Here is a 16,452-nt window from a genome sequence, read left to right on the forward strand (position 1 = left end):
CACCTGCCTGTCCGAGGAGGGGGACGTACGGGGCGGGTCGTGCTCGGCCGGCCGTGCTCGGCCGGCCGTGCTCGGCCGGGCGTGCTCAACCGGGCGTGCTCAGCGCTTGGTCCGGGGGTCGAAGGCGTCCCGGACGGAGTCCCCGAGGAGGTTGAAGGCCACCACGAAGAGGATCATGGCGATCCCGGGGAAGAAGATGTACGTGATGTCGCTCTCGTAGTACTTGGCCCCGTTGGCGAACATCCGCCCCCAGTCGGGAGTGGGCTCGACGATGCCGACCCCGATGAAGGACAGCCCGGCCTCGGCGGTCACCAGCGCGGGCAGCATCAGGGTGGCCTGGACCAGGATCGGCGTCCACAGGTTGGGCAGCAGCTCCCGGGTGATGATGCGCCACGTCGAGGCCCCGGTCACCTTGGCCGCCTCCACGAACTCCCGCTCCCGCAGGCTCAGTACCTGCCCGCGCAGCAGTCGCGCCAGGCCCATCCAGCCCAGCAGCCACAGCACGATGATGAGCGTGATCACCCTCAGATAGGTGGGCGTCTCCTTCCCCGGGCTGACGAACAGCGAGTAGACCACCGGGGTGAACGCGACGAACGACAACTGCTGGGGAAAGGCGAGCAGGAGATCGATGAACCGGCCCAGGAAGTAGTCGGTCCGTCCGCCCGCGTAGCCGGCCGTCACCCCGACGAGGATCCCGGTCAGCACGCACAGCACGGTGGCCGCGGCGGCGATCAGGAGCGAGGTGCGGATGCCGTAGACGAGCTGGGTCAGCACGTCCCGGCCCAGGGTCGGCTCGACGCCGAACCAGAAGCGCCCGGACATCCCCCCGTTGGGGGCGACCGGATAGCCGAACTCGTTGAGCAGACCGCCCTCGTCGAGACCGTAGGTGGTGTACGGATCCTTCCCGTACACCGCCGAGATCAGTGGCGCCGCGAGGGCGACGAGAAAGAAGACGACGACCACACAGGCGGAGACGACCCCCGCGCGGTCGCGTCTGAAGCGCCGCCACATCAACTGGCCGGGCGAGCGGCCCGCGGGGGGCCCGGGGCGCGCGGCGACCGCGTTCTCGGCGGTCAGGGAAGGACTCGTCATCGCGTACAGCCCCCGCCATGTCTCCGGTGGACCTTCCGGTGCGCCCGGGAGTGATCCGTCGAACACACCGGGTTGCACGGGACTGTCGCAATGGCGTTACCGTGCAGTCAAGGGGGCTGCCGTGGACGATGCCACGGATTGACGCATCTTGAGCGAAGGTTGTGCGGATCGAGGTGGCGGCGTGCTTGACAGCCGGTCGTGCACGCCGCGACCCTTCGTCACCCGGTGGGAGCCTTGACCGTCACCCGGTGGGAGCCCCGGTCGTCACTCGGCCGGATCCTTGGCCAGGGACCGCCGGAGGAAGTCCACCTGGAGCAGGAGCAGGTTCTCGGCCACCTGTTCCTGCGGGGTCATATGCGTCACCCCCGACAGCGGCAGCACCTCGTGCGGGCGGCCGGCGGCCAGCAGCGCGGAGGAGAGCCGCAGGGTGTGCGCGGCGACCACGTTGTCGTCGGCCAGGCCGTGGATGACCATCAGGGGCCGGTGCTGCGCGGCGGCGTCCGTCAAGCCCCGTTCGCCGACAAGGGAGTTGCGCTCGTAAACGTCCGGCTGCTCGTCCGGCAGGCCCAGATAGCGCTCGGTGTAGTGGGTGTCGTACAGCCGCCAGTCGGTCACCGGGGCGCCCGCGATGCCCGCGTGGAAGACGTCGGGGCGGCGCAGCACGGCGAGCGCCGCGAGGTAACCGCCGTACGACCAGCCGCGGATGGCGACCCGGTCCAGGTCCAGCGGATAGTCGTCCGCCAGCGCCCGCAGCGCCTCGACCTGGTCGTCGAGGGTGGCGCCGGCGAAGTCGTCGCGGACCGCCTTCACCCATTCCGGGGAGGTGTGCGGGGTCCCGCGCCCGTCGGCGACGATCACGGCGAAGCCCTGGTCGGCGAACCACTGCGAGGTCAGATGGGCCTGCTGCGCGGCCACCACGCGGGCGCCGTGCGGACCGCCGTAGGGGTCCATGAGGACGGGCAACGGGCCGTCGCCGTCCCGGTATCCGGAGGGCAGCAGTACGGCGCCGGGGATGCGGCGCGCGCCCGCCCGGACGAACCGCGGACGGGCCGTCAGTACCGGCTGCTCGGCGAGCGAGGCCACGGTGGCGACGGGCTTCTCGTCACCCTTGCCGTCGCCGTCGCGGAGCACCACCGTCTCCGTGCCGGGCCGCTCCGCCGCGGCCGACACGAGGACGGTCACGGTGCCGCCGCGCACCGCGGAGTGCCGCCCCGGGCGGTGCGAAATCCGTTCGACGCCACGCTCGTTGACGCGGTAGACATGGGACTCGCCGGTCTCCGGATCGGCCGCCGCGGGTCCGGCGGAGGCGGAGACGAGGACGTCGTCGTCGGCGACGTCCAGGACGGCGTGGACGAACAACTCCGGTCCCGTCAGGGCCCGGTCGCCCACCACGAGCACCCGGGCACCGCCCTCGTCCGCCACCCGCACCAGTCGGCCGTCCGGCGTCCACGCGGGCACACCGGGGAACAGTTCAAGCCAATTCGCCGGGTCCTCCTCCGTGTGGAGCGCACGGGTGGCGCCGGTGGCGGTGTTCACCTCCAGACAGACCTGGGTGCGCTGGTCGCGCGCCTGCACCAGCAGCAGCGGCGGGCCGCCGGCCGACCAGTGGACGCGGGCCAGGTAGGGGAAGCGGGCGCGGTCCCAGTCGATGTCGGTGCGCGAGCCGTCCAGGCCCAGCAGGGCCAGTGTCACCTCGGCGTTCGGCGTCCCGGCGGCCGGGTAGGCGACCTCGGCCGGGGCGCTCGCGGGGTTGGCGGGGTCGGCGATCCACCAGCGCCGCACGGGCCGGTCGTCCACCCGGGCGGCGAGCAGGGCATCGCCCGCGGGGGACCACCAGAAGCCGCGGTGCCGGTCCATCTCCTCCGCGGCGGCGAACTCGGCCAGCCCCCAGGTCACCTCGGGGGCCTCGGGCCGGGCCAGCACCCGGTCGCCGGTGCCGTCGGCCGCCACCACGCGCAGCGCGCCGTCCGCCACGTAGGCGACGTGCCGCCCGTCGGGTGCCGGTCGGGGGTCCGCCACCGGCCCGGGGACGGGGAGTTCGGCGGTGGTGCCGCCGCGCAGCTCCGCCACGAACAGCCGTCCCGAGAGGGTGAACGCCGCCAACTCGCAGGCCGCGTCGACCGCATAGCCCACCACGCCCGCCGAACCCTCCCGGGTGCGTTCGCGCCGCGCGCGCTCCTCGGCGGACAACTCCTCCTGCGCGCCGCCCAACAGGGCGTCCGGGTCGGCCGCCGGGCGGGTGCGGCCGTCGTCGAGGTCGAGCACCCACAGCGCGTGGGAGCGGTCGGTGCCGGAACGGGAGCGCAGGAAGACGACGCGCGAGCCGTCCGGTGCCACGGTGAACGACCGTGGTGCGCCGAGGGAGTAGCGCTGCGTCCGGGCGTACTGGCGGGGGAAGGAGAGCTGACCGGTCATACGGGCGAGCCTAGGGCGTGTCCCATGGGCCGGTGCGGGGGTCGGCGAGAAGTCGCCGTGCGCCCCGGGTTTGCTCCCGTGCACCGAGTCATGGGCGCGCGCGGAAAGTTATGATCGCTCACGCATAGTGGGTAAGTCTTCCGTGACTCGCCCGTGTGCCTCCGGGCATGCGCGCGTCGTCCGTCCTGCCGTCCGTTCGACCGCGTCCCTGGAGGTGAACCGCTGTGGCACTCTCGATTTCGGCGGTGGTGCTGCTGGCGATCATCGTCATCCTGCTGTGCCGGAAGTCGGGACTGAAAGCGGGCCACGCCGCCATCTGCATCCTGCTGGGGTTCTACCTCGCCAGCTCGACCGTGGCTCCCACGCTCAACCAGTTCACCAAGAGCATCACGGCGATGATCGGCGGCATCCGGTTCTGACGGGGGCCCCCGCGTTTTGGCGGGGGGCCTTCCGGGTTCTGACGGGTGCCCCTGGTGCGGGGGCGCGTCGCGGGCGGCTCCCCGGGCGGGCCGCCCGGCTCGTAGGCTGTCCTTCATGACCGACCTTCCAGGCCGCCGGCTGCTCCTGGTGCACGCGCACCCGGACGACGAATCGATCAACAACGGCGCGACCATGGCCAAGTACGCCGCCGAGGGCGCCCTCGTCACGCTGGTGACCTGCACCCTCGGCGAGGAGGGCGAGGTGATCCCGCCCGGCCTGGCCCATCTGGCCGCGGACCGGGACGACGCCCTGGGCGGCCACCGCACGGGCGAACTGGCCGCCGCGATGAAGGAGCTGGGCGTCACCGACCACCGGTTCCTCGGCGGCGCCGGGCGCTACCGCGACTCCGGGATGATGGGCGCCCCGCAGAACGAACGGCCGGAGTGCTTCTGGCGGGCCGACGTCGACGAGGCCGCCACGTACCTCGTCGAGGTGATCCGCGAGGTGCGCCCGCAGGTCCTGGTCACCTACGACCCGGACGGCGGCTATGGGCACCCCGACCACATCCAGGCGCACCGCGTCGCGATGCGCGCGGTGGAGCTGGCCGCGGAGACGGCCTTCCGCCGGGACCTCGGGGACCCGTACGAAGTCGCCAAGGTCTACTGGAACTGCGTGCCGCGCTCGGTCGTGGAGCACGGCTTCGCCCGGCTGGAGGAGGCGGCCGCGACGGGTGCCGCCGTACCGTTCCCCGGCGTCGCCGCCCTCGACGACGTCCCGGGCGTCGTGCCCGACGAGGAAGTGACGGCCGCTCCGCGCACCGCTCCCTACGTGGCCGCGAAGGCGGCGGCGATGCGGGCGCATGCCACCCAGGTGGTGGTGGACGGCCACTTCTTCGCGCTCTCCAACGCGCTGGGCCAGCCGCTGTTCGCGGAGGAGTTCTACAAGCTCGTCCGCGGCCGGGCGGGCGGGCCGGGGCGCGAGGACGACCTCTTCGCGGGCGTCGGCACCGGAGCCGTCGGCGACGGATCCGTCGGCAACGGCGGGACCGGGACCGCCGGTACGGGAGCCGAGGAGGGCGCATGCTGACGGGGACGCTCACCGCGGGGAAGCTCGCCGCCCATCTGGGCCTCGTCGTCCTGGGGTTCCTGGTCGGCGTCGCGGGTTCGCTGGTGCAAGCGGGCTGGTCCCCGGGCGGGTTGCTGCTCGCCCTGCTGGGCGTCGCCGGTCTGTGCTACGGCGGTGCGGTGCTGGCGGGCCGGTCCGGGGGTGCCGCGGGCGGCGTCGGCTGGCTGCTCGCCGTGCTGATGCTCTCGCTCAACCGCCCCGAGGGCGACTTCCTTTTCGAGGCCGGCATCGGCTCCTATGTCTTCATGCTGGGCGGGATGACCGTCGCTGTGATCTGCGCCACCCTCGCGAAAAAGCCGCAACCGGGGCGTCCCGTCGACCGACTTGACGGGTGAGACGACTGTTTTGTCCGGTGATTCGCCGGACATTTCCCTGATGTCGCTCGGCCCGTGAATGACGCGCGGACGTACGTCGCGCTCCCCGTCCCCGGGGGTATGCGGCGGTCGTCAAGTGCGTATCCGCGGTGCCCAGTATGGTGGTGCCGCCGCCGAGCCCCCCTGACCGTGGGCATGGGCGACCCCAGTGAGGTCAGAGGGCGGCGGAGAGTAACCGGGAGAATCTGCTTTGAGCCGTGAATCTGACAGTCCGTCCTCCGGGCCCCAGGGGCGCGGAGGCGCCGCGTACCCCTCGGGCACCCCGCCGTACGGGCCCACGGGCGACGGCACACCGGACGCGCCGAAGACCGAGACCACGCTGACGACCCGGATCCGCATCAACATCCCGGGCTCGCGTCCCATCCCGCCGGTCGTCATGCGGACGCCCGTCGGTGACGAGGCGTCCGACGCCGACGGCGCGCCGCGCGCGGAGCGCGAGCGGCCCGCGGCCGCCGCGCCCGCACCCGCGCCGGAGGCCGAGCGCCCGGCCGAGAAGACCAGCGACTGGTTCGCACCCCGCAAGTCGGCGGGCGCCTCGGCGACGCCGCCCGGCGGTACACCGACCGGTGGCGGTGCGCCCGGTGGTGCCATGGCCGGTGGCGCGGTGCCCGGTGGCAATCCGCCCGGTGGCAATCCGTCCGGGGGCCTGCCGCGCCGTACGCCGCAGCAGGGGCCGGGCGCGCCCGGCGCCGGGCACGGCCCGCGCGACCTCGCGGGTGGCGGAGCCGCTCCGCACCCGCCCCTGCCGGGCGACCCGATGACGGCCCAGGGCCCGAACCCGGCCGCCGGCGCGAACCCGATGGCCGGTGCGAACGCCCCGCGGCCGGGCGGGCAGGGCGGTGCGCCCTTCTCCGGCGGTCCCGTCGCCGGTGGTCCCGGTGCGCCTGGTGTGTCCGGTGGTCCCGGCAGTGCGAGGGCCCGGCGGGCCGCCCGGCGGGCCGAGCCCTGGCCGGGCGACGCGGCCGCCGCCCCGGGGCAGGGCCCCGGCGGTCTTTCTCCGTCCCCGTCGACGACCGGTACGACACCCCTGCCCGGCGGCCCGATACAGGGCGGTCCCGTACAGGGCGGCCCGATGCAGGGCGGTCCTCTGCAGGGCGGCCCGATGCAGGGTGGTGCCCCGTACCTGCCGAACGATTCGTCCACCACCGGCGCGATGCCCGTCCCGAACGACCCGTTCGCCGGACCGCAGGGCCCTGCGGCGGGGGCCGCCGCGCCGTGGCCGGGCGGCCCGGGGGCGACGGGCCAGGGGCCCGTCCCCGGCGGTGCGATGTCGACGACGGGCACCACGCCCCTGCCGGGCGGCTCCATGTCGACCACCGGCAGCACTCCCGTCCCCGGCGACCCCTCCACCACCGCCTCCATGCCTCTGCCCGGCGACCCCTTCGCCGGCCCGCAGGGCCAGGGCGGCGGCGCGGGCGCGCCGTGGACCGCCGACGCCCTGACCGGCGGCGCCGCGCCGCAGGCGCCGGGCGCCGCGCAGTGGAACGGTCCGGGTGCGCCCGAGACCACCCAGCAGTTCCCCGCGCCCGGCGCGGACCAGGGCCGGCAGGGCCCCCGGCTGCCGTTCCCCGTGGGCGGCCAGGCCGGCGGGCGTACGGACACCCCGCACGCGGGCACCCCGGTCGTGCCGCCGCCCGGTCCGGGCGCGCCGCAGGGCGGGGCCGTTCAGCAGGGCAAGACCGCTCAGCAGGGGAAGAAAAAGAAGGGCGGCCCCAAGGGCGGTGCCCAGGGCGGCCCGAAGGCCCCGAACGCTCCGAAGGCCCAGCGCCCCGGCGATCCCGCGGCCGAGACGCTGGTCAGCGGCATGCCGCCGGTGCCCGGCCCCGGCGGGCCGAAGAAGCCGGTGGACGCCGGCGCCCCGCGCGTCGCCGTGCCCAGGCCCAAGTCGGGCGGCGGCTCCGCCGTTCCCAAGCCGCCCGTGGCGCAGGGCGCCCCGTCCGGTGTGCCGAAGCCCGCGGCGAAGCCTGCCCCGAAGGCCGCGGCCAAGGCCGCGCCCAAGAAGAAGGGCCGCTCCAAGGTCGTCCTGCTCGCCGGCGGCGTGATCGTCCTGGCGGGTGTGGCCTACGGCGCCGGCCTGGTCATGAACCACTCGGACGTGCCGCAGGGCACCACCGTGCTGGGCGTCGACATCGGCGGCAGCTCCAAGGAGCAGGCCGTGCAGAAGCTCGACGCCAAGCTCGGCGACCGGGCGAACGCGCCGCTGAAGGTGACGATCGCCGGCAAGCAGGCGGAGCTCAAGCCGTCCGTGGCGGGCCTGTCCATCGACACCCAGGAGACCGTCCGTTCGGTGTCCGGCCGGGACTACAACCCCGTCACCGTCGTCGGCTCGCTCGTCGGCAGCAGCCGCACCGCCGAGCCGACGGTGATCGTCGACGAGGAGAAGGTCGCGGCCGCGCTCAAGGCGCTGTCGGGCGAGGCCGGCGGGGCCAAGGACGGGACGATCCTGTTCAAGCCGGGCAAGGCCGTGGCGGTCTACGGCAAGCCGTACCAGGGGATCGACACCGGCAAGGCGGTCAAGGCGGTCGCGGACGCGTACCGCGCGCGTGCGGAGAGCGGCACGGCGGCGCCGGTCGCGCTGCCCAGCGCGAACCAGCAGCCGAAGGTGGACAACGCCGAGGTCGACCGGATGATGGAGGAGTTCGCCAAGCCGGCGATGTCGGGGCGGGTGACGATCCAGACGGATCCGTTCCACTCGATCCCGTTCGGTCCGGACATCTCGCTGCCGAAGATCCTCTCGGTCAAGGAGGTCAACGGCAAGCTCGTCGAGAGCTACAACCTCGACGTGCTCAAGTCCCTCTACGGCAGCAAGTTCAACGGGGTGCTCATCGAGCGCGGGAACGGTACGAAGACGCCGGTCACCCCGCAGGACGTCGCGGGTGCCCTCGGCAAGGCGCTGCGCGGCAAGACGCCGGCGGAGCGCGTGGGCGTCATCAAGACGAAGGGCTGATCCGCCCGGAGCGTGAGGGGGTCCCGTGCCGCTGCCCGGCACGGGACCTCCTCTGTCATGCCGGGTGTCATGCCGGGCATGACATCTGTCATGGTCTTCCGACGACGGCCGACACTGCCCGGCCGCGGCCCGGTCGGCGACCATGGATCCATGACCATCACCACGACGACGTTCACGGGGGACGGCCGGCGCACGGGAGTCGCTCCCGTCGTCAGCTTCGCGAACGTCAGCAAGACCTTCGGCACGGTACGGGCCGTGGCCGATCTCGACCTGCACCTCTACCCGGGCGAGACCGTCGCCCTGCTCGGCCCCAACGGCGCGGGCAAGTCCTCCACCCTCGACCTGCTGCTCGGGCTGAGCCGCCCGGACGCTGGCCTCGTCGAGCTCTTCGGCATGGCGCCGCAACAGGCCGTGCAGGAGGGCAAGGTGGGCGCCATGCTGCAGAGCGGCGGCCTGATGGAGGAGGTGAAGGTCCGCGAACTGGTCCGCCTGGCCTGTGACTTGCACCCCCGGGCGTACTCCGTGGAGCAGGTCATGGAGCAGGCCGGCATCACCGAGATCGCCGATCGTCTGGTCAACAAGCTCTCCGGGGGCCAGGAGCAGCGGGTGCGCTTCGCCCTCGCGACGGCCGGGGAGAACGAGCTCATCGTGCTCGACGAGCCCACCACCGGCATGGATGTGACGGCGCGTCAGGCGTTCTGGAGCGCGATGCGCCGGCAGGCGGACGCGGGCCGCGCGGTCCTCTTCGCCACCCACTATCTGGAGGAGGCCGACGCGATAGCCGACCGTGTGGTCGTGCTGCACCGCGGCCGGGTCCTCGCCGACGGCTCGGCCGCCGAGATCAAGGCCCGGGCCGGCGCCCGCCGGATCGTCTTCGACCTGGACGGCGAGATCCCGGCGGAGGCGGTGCGCGGTCTGCCGCACCTGACCTCCGTCGAGGTCTCCGGCCGCACCGTGCGCATCCAGTCGCGCGACGCCGACGCCACCGTCCACGCGCTCTACGGCCTCGGCCTCTACCCCCGCAACCTGGAGGTCGCGGGGCTGGGCCTGGAGCAGGCGTTCATCGCCATCACCGACGCCGCGGCCGCCGAGGAGTCGGCCTCCCGATGAAGACCCTGATCCAGCTCGAAATCGCCCGCACCCTGCGCAACAAGAAGTTCATGTTCTTCTCGGTGCTCTACCCGGCCGCGCTCTACCTGCTGATCGCGGCCGGCGCCAAGGACACCGACAAGATCGGTGACACCGGGCTGACCTTCCCGGTCATCTACATGGTCTCCATGGCCACCTTCGGCGCGATCACCTCCGTCCTCATCGGCAACGCCGAGCGGATAGCCAAGGAGCGCGAGAAGGGCTGGGTGCGCCAGCTGCGGCTGACCGCGCTGCCGGGCCGCGGCTATGTGACGGCGAAGGTCGCCTCGGCCGCCGTGGTGTCGCTGCCGTCCATCCTGGTCGTCTTCCTCGTCGCCGCGGTCGCCAAGGGCGTCCGGCTCGACGCCTGGCAGTGGGGCTCCCTGGTCGCCGTGATCTGGGCCGGCAGCTGCGTCTTCGCGGCGCTGGGCGTGGCCATCGGCTACCTCGCCACGGGCGACGCGGTCCGGCCCATCGTGATGGTCGTCTACTTCGGCCTGTCGATGCTCGGCGGTCTGTGGATGCCGACCGCGACCTTCCCCCAGTGGCTCCAGAAGATCGCGGAGTATGTGCCCACGCACGCCTACGCGGGTCTGGGCCAGGCCATCGAGCGCGGTGACGCGCCCGGTGCCAAGGACGCGGCCATCCTCGTCCTCTACCTGGTGCTCTTCGCGGGCGCCGCGGCCTGGCTGTACCGCCGGGACACCCACAAGAACTGAGGACGGAGAGCCATGGGGACCGGCGGGCGCACGGGCACGGGCAGCACCGGCACAGGCGGCGGCGGCACGGACGACGCGGCCGACAACGGCTACGTCATGATCGGCAGGCAGCCGGAGAACCGCCGGCAGCTCGTGGCCAAGGCGTCCTGGACGGTCCTCTGGCTCACCTACATGTTCTACGCGGTGGTCGACCTGGTGAGCGGCCGGCACTCGGCGGCCGCGACGGCCCTCGGCTGGGGCGGGCTCGTCGCCTTCGTGGTGGTGTACCTGTTCCTGCTCTTCGGCCCGCGCCCGCGCCACCGGGTGGCGGGCCGTCAGCTCGGCCTGCTGGCCGGACTGTACGTCCTGGCCGTGCTGATGGTGGCGACGCTGGGCGGGCCCTGGCTGACGCTGCTGGTGTACGTCTCCATCTCCAGCGCCGTGCTGCTGCCGGTCAAGTGGGCGGCCCGGGCGATCCCCGCGGTCGCCGTCACCGCCCTCGGCCTGGGGGCGCTCAAGGGGGCCGCCGACTCCGGGCTGCTCCTGGTCGTCACCGCCATCCTGCTCGGCGGCGCGGCGATGGCGGCCGTCGTCCAGATGGGCCGCACCATGCGCGAGCTGCGCGAGGCGCGGGCCACGGTCGCCCATCTCGCCGCGAACGAGGAGCGGTTGCGCCTCGCCCGCGACCTGCACGACCTGCTGGGGCACTCGCTCTCCCTCATCACGCTCAAGAGCGAGCTGGCCGGCCGGATGCTCCCGGACCATCCCGAGCAGGCGGCCCGGCAGGTCGCCGACATCGAGCAGGTCGGCCGGCAGGCGCTGGTCGACGTCCGGGAGGCGGTCAGCGGCTTCCGCCGGCCCACCCTGGACGGCGAACTGGCCGGTGCCCGCACCGCGCTGGCCGCCGCGGGCGTCACCGCCGACCTGGGCGGCGCGGCCGGCCGCCACCCCGACCTCGGGCCGGACGCGGAGGGGGCGCTCGCCTGGGCCCTGCGCGAGGCCGTCACCAACGTCGTCCGGCACAGCGGCGCGAGCCGCTGCGAGATCGCGCTGACGGAGGCCGGCGACGAGCTCTGTCTGACCGTCACCGACGACGGCCGCGGCCCCGAGGGACCGCACGGCAACGGCCTGACGGGCCTGACCGAGCGGATGGCCCTCGCCGACGGCCGTCTGGTCACCGGACGGGCACGGGGAGGAGGCTTCCGGCTGCGGGCGTACGTGCCGCTGAGCCGTCGCATGGAATCGGTGTCGTAGCCGGTCAGGACCTACCCTGATGCGGTGACGACGACCGATGACACCATTCGCGTTCTCCTCGCCGAGGACCAGTCCATGGTCCGCGAGGCCCTGGCCGCGCTGCTCGGCCTCGAACCGGACATCGAGGTCGTCGCCCAGGTCGCCCGCGGGGACGAGGTGGTGGACGCGGCGCGCACGGCCGACGTGGACGTCGCGCTGCTCGACATCGAGATGCCCGGGCTGACGGGGCTGGACGCGGCGGGGCTGCTCGGCCGTGAACTCCCCGGTGTGAAGGTCGTCATCCTCACCACCTTCGGCCGCCCCGGCTATCTCCGCCGCGCGATGGAGGCCGGGGCCTCCGCCTTCCTCGTCAAGGACGCGCCGGCGGCGCAACTGGCGGACGCGGTGCGGAGGGTGCTCCGCGGGGAGCGGGTCATCGACCCGACGCTGGCGGCGGCGGCCCTGGCGGAAGGGGCGAGTCCGCTGACGGACCGGGAGCGGGCGGTGCTGCGGGCGTCGGCGGACGGTTCGACGAACGCGGAAGTTGCCGAGAAGCTCTGCTTGTCCCCGGGGACGGTGCGGAACTACCTGTCCACGGTCATCCAGAAGACGGGGGCGAGGAACCGGGCGGAGGCCGTCCGCATAGCGCGGGAGAAGGGGTGGTTGTGAGTTTGGCCCTGGCCCGCCCTTTCACCGTTTCTTCCGGGGGCTGCGCCCCCTCGGCCCCCGCAATGCGGCTGCGCCGCATTGTCCTCAAACGCCGGACGGGCTGATCATTCAGCCCGTCCGGCGTTTGAGGACAGTGCCCGGAGGGCGCTTCGGGGTGCCGGGGCTTGCCCCGGAAGAAACGGTGAAAGGGCGGGCCAGGGGCAAACCCCCCTAGTTCAACAACGCCCGCGCCGCCCGCGCCTGATGGCGCACCGTCTCCGCCACATCCGGCTCCACCGGAGCGATCACCTCCGCGTACTCCTCCAGTTCCCGCGCCCCCCGCGCGAACTCCCCCCGCTCCACGAGCAGCTCCGCCCGCTCGTAGCGCAACCGCGCCGGATGGCTCGGCAGGAGCAGGGACAGTTCGACGGCCCACAGCTGCACCCCGCTCCGCTCGGGCCGCGCCGCGGCCCAGGCGCGGATGTTGTTGAGGATGCGCAGCACGATCTCCAGCGGCTCCGCGGGGGAGAACGCCGTCGCGGACAGGGGCGTGCCGGTCGCACCGGCGACGAGGAGCCCGGCCTCCTCCTCGGAGATCGGCCGGCCGCCGTCGAAGGGATCGGCGAGCACATGCTGCCCGTACGGATCGCCGAAGCCGACGACGAAGTGGCCGGGCAGGGCCACCCCGTAGACGGGGGCGCCGGCCCGCCGGGCCACCTCCAGCCACACCACCGACAGCAGGATCGGCAGCCCCCGGCGCCGCCGCAGGACCTCGTCGAGGAGCGAGGACTCCAGCCGCCGGTAGTCGGCGGGCGAGCCGCGGAAGCCGTGCCGCCCGCCGAGCAGGTCGGCCAGTGCCTCGGCCCACAGCCGCGGTGCCGCGTGCCGGCCGAGCGCGGGCAGCTGCCCGGCGAGGTCGTCGAGCTCGATCTGCACGGCGTCGAAGCCCCGCTCGTCCAGCCCGGGATCGGCCTCGGCGGCGATCAGCAGGCACAGCAGCGCCAGATCGGGCCGCTCCCCGCGGGCTTCCTCGGCGAACCGCCGCCGGCCGGTGGTGTCGGTCATGCCTCTATGGTGCGACGGCGATCAACGTCCTGGCTCGCGGCGGTAGTGATAGGCGTGGTGCGTGGTGAAGCCGAGGCGCCCATAGAGCGCCTCCGCGCCCGCGTTGTCCCGCTCGACCTGGAGGTACGCGGCGGAGGCGCCCTCGTCCAGGGCCTGCCGGGCCAGCCGGGCCATCAACAGCGTGGCCAGCCCCTGCCGGCGGTGCTCCGGGCCGACCTCCAGGGCGGCGAAGCCGGCCCACCGGCCGTCGACCACGCACCGGGCTATGGCCGGGGCCCCGGGCACGCGCGCGAACCACACCGACGGCCCGCCCGTCAGCACCGCCCGCGCCGCACCGGCGTTCTCCCGCGTCCGGCCGTAGGCGTCGAGCCACGCCTCGTCCGGTTCCCGGCCGATCAGCACCCGGTCCAGGTCGGCGTCCAGGCCGGCGTCCGTGTCGGCGATCGGGGCCAGCGCGGCCGTCCGCATCAGGGCGTGCCGTTCCGCGGTCCAGCCACGGGCGGCCAGCTCCTCGTCCAGCCGCCGGTCCGCGGCCGGGTCGCCGGTGGTGACCTGGACGAGCGCGGGCAGTCCGCGCTCCGCGTACCAGGAGGTGACCCGGTCCAGCGCGGTCGGCAGCGGCAGCCCGGAATCGCCCAGGGGCAGGACCGAGTTGGCGCGGGCGGTGAAACCGCCGGCGGCCCGGAGCGTCCAGCCGCCCAGCCGGCCGGTCTCCGGAGCGGGCCAGCCGCGGGCCGCCGTCTCCTGGAGCTCGCGCACGCCGGCGGCGGGCCCGCGGCGCCGGGCGGGGGTCATCGGCACGACCTTCCCCGCGACCACCGCGTCCTCCGCGATCCGCACGGTCTCCCCGTTGCGGCGTGTGACGCACAGCACGCCGTCCGACCAGGAGTCGAGCATTCCGACGGTGTCGGTGAACCGTTCGGGCGACCGCGTACGGTCGTTGAGGGCGCGGATCGACACCCTCTTCCCCACATCGCCGGAGTTAATCCGGATCTCCAGCCGCCCGCCCGTGGTGAATTCCACAGCTCTCCCTGCCCCTCCTGTTCGTCATGTGCTCCGGAACGGAGATACTAGGTGTGGGCATCGACGACGCCGCGCTCCCGCGCGAGATGACCCCTACCGAGGAGGAACGACAGCGTGACCTACGTCATCGCGCAGCCTTGTGTCGATTTGAAGGACAAGGCGTGCATCGAGGAGTGCCCCGTCGACTGCATCTACGAGGGCTCCCGGTCCTTGTACATCCACCCGGACGAATGTGTCGACTGCGGTGCCTGTGAGCCGGTCTGCCCGGTCGAGGCGATCTTCTACGAGGACGACACCCCGGATGAGTGGAAGGACTACTACAAGGCGAACGTCGAGTTCTTCGACGAGCTCGGTTCGCCGGGTGGCGCTTCCAAGCTGGGGCTGATCGAGCGCGACCACCCCTTCATCGCCGAGCTGCCCCCGCAGAACCAGTGAGCCGCCCCTAGGCGTCGCACCCGGCCCCGTACAGCCTCACCGCCGTACGGGGCCGCGGCATTCCCGCCCCGCGGGCATCACCGCCCCCATGGATCACCCCTAGCGCAAGAGAGCGAGCCGTCCAGAGTGAGCGCAGTCTCCTCCCGCCTCCCCGTCTTCCCCTGGGACCGCCTGGAGCCCTACAAGGCCACCGCCGCCGCCCACCCGGACGGCATCGTCGACCTCTCCGTCGGCACCCCGGTGGATCCCGTGCCCGCGCTGGTCCGGCGCGCCCTGGCCGACGCGGCCGACAGCCCCGGCTACCCCACGGTGTGGGGGACGCCCGCGCTGCGCGACGCCCTCACCGGCTGGGTCGAGCGCCGGCTGGGGGCCAAGGGTGTTGAGCACACCAATGTGTTGCCCGTCGTCGGCTCCAAGGAACTGGTGGCCTGGCTGCCCACCCAGCTCGGGCTGGGCCCCGGCGACAAGGTCGCCTACCCGCGCCTCGCGTACCCGACGTACGAGGTCGGCGCCCGCCTCGCCGGCGCCGAGCCGGTCGTCTACGACGAGCCGACGGACCTGGACCCCACGGGCCTCAAGCTGCTCTGGCTCAACTCCCCGTCGAACCCGACCGGTCGCGTCCTGTCCGCCGAGGAGCTGCGGCGCACCGTCGCCTGGGCGCGCGAGCACGGCGTCCTGGTCTTCAGCGACGAGTGCTACCTGGAGCTGGGCTGGGAGACCGAGCCCGTCTCGGTGCTCCGCCCGGACGTCTGCGGCGGCTCCTTCGAGGGGATCGTCGCCGTCCACTCGCTGTCCAAGCGCTCCAACCTGGCGGGCTACCGCGCCGCGTTCCTCGCGGGTGACGCCGCCGTCCTCGGCGAGCTGCTCCAGATCCGCAAGCACGGCGGCATGATGGTCGCCGCCCCGGTGCAGGCGGCCACCGTGGCCGCCCTCGGCGACACCGCGCACGTCACCGAGCAGCGCGCCCGCTACGCCCACCGCCGGGCCGCGCTGCGGGCGGCCTTCGAGGGCGCCGGCTTCCGCATCGAGCACAGCGAGGCGTCGCTGTACCTGTGGGCCACGCGGGACGAGCCGTGCTGGGACACCGTCGGCGCGCTGGCCGGGCTCGGCATCCTCGTCGCGCCGGGCGACTTCTACGGCGCCGCGGGCGACCGCTTCGTACGGATCGCCTTCACCGCCACCGACGAGCGGGTGGAGGCAGCGGTCCGCCGCCTGGCCGGCTAGCGGGGCGGACGTGCGCGAGGGCCCGGAAGCGGATCTCCCGGGCCCTCGCGCGCCGTGCCGGTCGTGCTGGCGGTCGTGGACCGCCGGTTCAGCCGCCGAGGTGCGGCAGCGCCTTGGTGACGTTGCCACCGGCCGGCATGTTGCCACCGCTCTTGGCCACGCCCTGCGCGGCGCCGCCGACCGCCTGGCCGGCCTGACCCGCCAGCTGACCGGTGGTGTGCTGGGTGGACTCCAGGGCGCTCTTGCCGGTCGTCCCCGCGGTGCCCAGCGCGTGCTGGGTGGCGGGCAGAGCGGTGTGCACAACCTTGTTCCCGGCGTCCGTCGTCAGCGCGCCGGCCTGGTGGGAGACCGCGTCGACCTTGTTGCCCAGCTGCGCGCCGTCGGCCATGCTCACCGCGCCGAGGGCGTCGGGGGCCTTGAGGGTGTCCGCGCTGGCCGCGCCTGCCGCGCCGGCGGCGGCACCGGCGCTCGCCGCGACGAGGAGGGCGGCCTGAGCGATCCGACGCGTGAGGGGGAGGGACATGTTGCTCCTTCGACGGAGGTGAAGTCGGTTGCTGTCCGGCGTGCGGACGCTGTGACTACCGCCCGAGTCGGAGGAAGGTTGCGGTGCCCCAAAGCAAAGAGT

At 73.6% G+C, this 16,452-nt stretch carries 15 protein-coding genes; 10 read left to right on the forward strand and 5 right to left on the reverse strand.

Annotated features, from left to right (window positions below; all coding sequences use genetic code 11):
* Window positions 1–99: 99 nt before the first annotated feature.
* Both AB8735_RS24150 and AB8735_RS24155 read right to left on the reverse strand, forming a co-directional pair.
* The gene (locus AB8735_RS24150; RefSeq protein WP_372409342.1) at window positions 100–1,092 is read right to left on the reverse strand and encodes an ABC transporter permease; all 993 of its coding nucleotides are present in this window, start codon (window positions 1,090–1,092) and stop codon (window positions 100–102) included.
* A gap of 264 nt (window positions 1,093–1,356) precedes the next feature.
* On the reverse strand, window positions 1,357–3,507 hold the full coding sequence (locus AB8735_RS24155) for an alpha/beta fold hydrolase (RefSeq protein ID WP_372409344.1): 2,151 nt from the start codon (window positions 3,505–3,507) through the stop codon (window positions 1,357–1,359).
* Window positions 3,508–3,731: 224 nt separating this feature from the next.
* Between AB8735_RS24155 and AB8735_RS24160 the strand changes: the two genes are divergently transcribed.
* The 8 genes from AB8735_RS24160 to AB8735_RS24195 all read left to right on the forward strand — a co-directional run bounded on the left by AB8735_RS24160 (window position 3,732) and on the right by AB8735_RS24195 (window position 12,101).
* On the forward strand, window positions 3,732–3,926 hold the full coding sequence (locus AB8735_RS24160) for a hypothetical protein (protein WP_344020222.1): 195 nt from the start codon (window positions 3,732–3,734) through the stop codon (window positions 3,924–3,926).
* Window positions 3,927–4,041: 115 nt separating this feature from the next.
* Window positions 4,042–5,013 (forward strand): N-acetyl-1-D-myo-inositol-2-amino-2-deoxy-alpha-D-glucopyranoside deacetylase, encoded by a 972-nt coding sequence (mshB, locus tag AB8735_RS24165; RefSeq protein ID WP_344020220.1) that lies wholly within the window; start codon window positions 4,042–4,044, stop codon window positions 5,011–5,013.
* Complete coding sequence (locus tag AB8735_RS24170) at window positions 5,007–5,387, forward strand: DUF6113 family protein (RefSeq protein WP_344020218.1); 381 nt, start codon at window positions 5,007–5,009, stop codon at window positions 5,385–5,387. The genes mshB and AB8735_RS24170 overlap by 7 nt, the downstream gene beginning before the upstream one ends.
* Before the next feature lie 229 nt (window positions 5,388–5,616).
* Window positions 5,617–8,373, forward strand: a complete 2,757-nt coding sequence (locus AB8735_RS24175; RefSeq protein ID WP_372409347.1) for a hypothetical protein — start codon at window positions 5,617–5,619, stop codon at window positions 8,371–8,373.
* A gap of 150 nt (window positions 8,374–8,523) precedes the next feature.
* Window positions 8,524–9,483 (forward strand): ABC transporter ATP-binding protein, encoded by a 960-nt coding sequence (locus AB8735_RS24180; protein WP_372409349.1) that lies wholly within the window; start codon window positions 8,524–8,526, stop codon window positions 9,481–9,483.
* Window positions 9,480–10,220 (forward strand): ABC transporter permease, encoded by a 741-nt coding sequence (locus tag AB8735_RS24185; RefSeq protein ID WP_344020212.1) that lies wholly within the window; start codon window positions 9,480–9,482, stop codon window positions 10,218–10,220. Before AB8735_RS24180 ends, AB8735_RS24185 begins: the two co-directional genes overlap by 4 nt.
* A gap of 96 nt (window positions 10,221–10,316) precedes the next feature.
* Window positions 10,317–11,453 carry a sensor histidine kinase gene (locus tag AB8735_RS24190; protein WP_372411905.1) on the forward strand — a complete coding sequence of 379 codons (1,137 nt, stop codon included), beginning with the start codon at window positions 10,317–10,319 and terminating at the stop codon, window positions 11,451–11,453.
* Between the two features lie 24 nt (window positions 11,454–11,477).
* Complete coding sequence (locus tag AB8735_RS24195) at window positions 11,478–12,101, forward strand: response regulator (RefSeq protein WP_372409350.1); 624 nt, start codon at window positions 11,478–11,480, stop codon at window positions 12,099–12,101.
* A gap of 210 nt (window positions 12,102–12,311) precedes the next feature.
* Here the strand turns inward: AB8735_RS24195 and AB8735_RS24200 are convergent, their stop codons facing one another.
* Both AB8735_RS24200 and AB8735_RS24205 read right to left on the reverse strand, forming a co-directional pair.
* Window positions 12,312–13,145: a transglutaminase-like domain-containing protein gene (locus AB8735_RS24200; RefSeq protein WP_344020206.1), complete on the reverse strand. Its 834-nt coding sequence runs from the start codon at window positions 13,143–13,145 to the stop codon at window positions 12,312–12,314.
* 21 nt (window positions 13,146–13,166) lie between these two features.
* Window positions 13,167–14,168 (reverse strand): GNAT family N-acetyltransferase, encoded by a 1,002-nt coding sequence (locus AB8735_RS24205; protein WP_372409353.1) that lies wholly within the window; start codon window positions 14,166–14,168, stop codon window positions 13,167–13,169.
* Window positions 14,169–14,282: 114 nt separating this feature from the next.
* On the opposite strand from AB8735_RS24205, the gene fdxA reads away from it, so the two are divergent.
* Together fdxA and dapC are read left to right on the forward strand one after the other, a co-directional pair.
* A complete protein-coding gene (gene fdxA / locus AB8735_RS24210) occupies window positions 14,283–14,603 on the forward strand; it encodes a ferredoxin (protein ID WP_199892752.1) in 321 nt (106 codons plus the stop codon).
* A 126-nt stretch (window positions 14,604–14,729) separates the two neighbouring features.
* Window positions 14,730–15,827, forward strand: a complete 1,098-nt coding sequence (dapC, locus tag AB8735_RS24215; RefSeq protein WP_344020201.1) for a succinyldiaminopimelate transaminase — start codon at window positions 14,730–14,732, stop codon at window positions 15,825–15,827.
* Window positions 15,828–15,915: 88 nt separating this feature from the next.
* Here dapC and AB8735_RS24220 read toward each other — a convergent pair whose 3' ends face one another.
* Window positions 15,916–16,350 (reverse strand): ATP-binding protein, encoded by a 435-nt coding sequence (locus tag AB8735_RS24220; protein WP_344020199.1) that lies wholly within the window; start codon window positions 16,348–16,350, stop codon window positions 15,916–15,918.
* Window positions 16,351–16,452 lie beyond the last annotated feature (102 nt).

The organism is Streptomyces luteireticuli (genome assembly GCF_041519305.1).
Lineage (GTDB): Bacteria > Actinomycetota > Actinomycetes > Streptomycetales > Streptomycetaceae > Streptomyces > Streptomyces luteireticuli.

Coding starts and splice junctions, on each gene's coding strand:
- AB8735_RS24150 (WP_372409342.1), bottom strand. CDS start 1,092: ATGACGAGTCCTTCCCTGACCGCCGAGAACGCGGTCGCCGCGCGCCCC.
- AB8735_RS24220 (WP_344020199.1), bottom strand. CDS start 16,350: ATGTCCCTCCCCCTCACGCGTCGGATCGCTCAGGCCGCCCTCCTCGTC.
- mshB (WP_344020220.1), top strand. CDS start 4,042: ATGACCGACCTTCCAGGCCGCCGGCTGCTCCTGGTGCACGCGCACCCG.
- AB8735_RS24185 (WP_344020212.1), top strand. CDS start 9,480: ATGAAGACCCTGATCCAGCTCGAAATCGCCCGCACCCTGCGCAACAAG.
- AB8735_RS24190 (WP_372411905.1), top strand. CDS start 10,317: ATGATCGGCAGGCAGCCGGAGAACCGCCGGCAGCTCGTGGCCAAGGCG.
- AB8735_RS24180 (WP_372409349.1), top strand. CDS start 8,524: ATGACCATCACCACGACGACGTTCACGGGGGACGGCCGGCGCACGGGA.
- AB8735_RS24170 (WP_344020218.1), top strand. CDS start 5,007: ATGCTGACGGGGACGCTCACCGCGGGGAAGCTCGCCGCCCATCTGGGC.
- AB8735_RS24155 (WP_372409344.1), bottom strand. CDS start 3,507: ATGACCGGTCAGCTCTCCTTCCCCCGCCAGTACGCCCGGACGCAGCGC.
- AB8735_RS24200 (WP_344020206.1), bottom strand. CDS start 13,145: ATGACCGACACCACCGGCCGGCGGCGGTTCGCCGAGGAAGCCCGCGGG.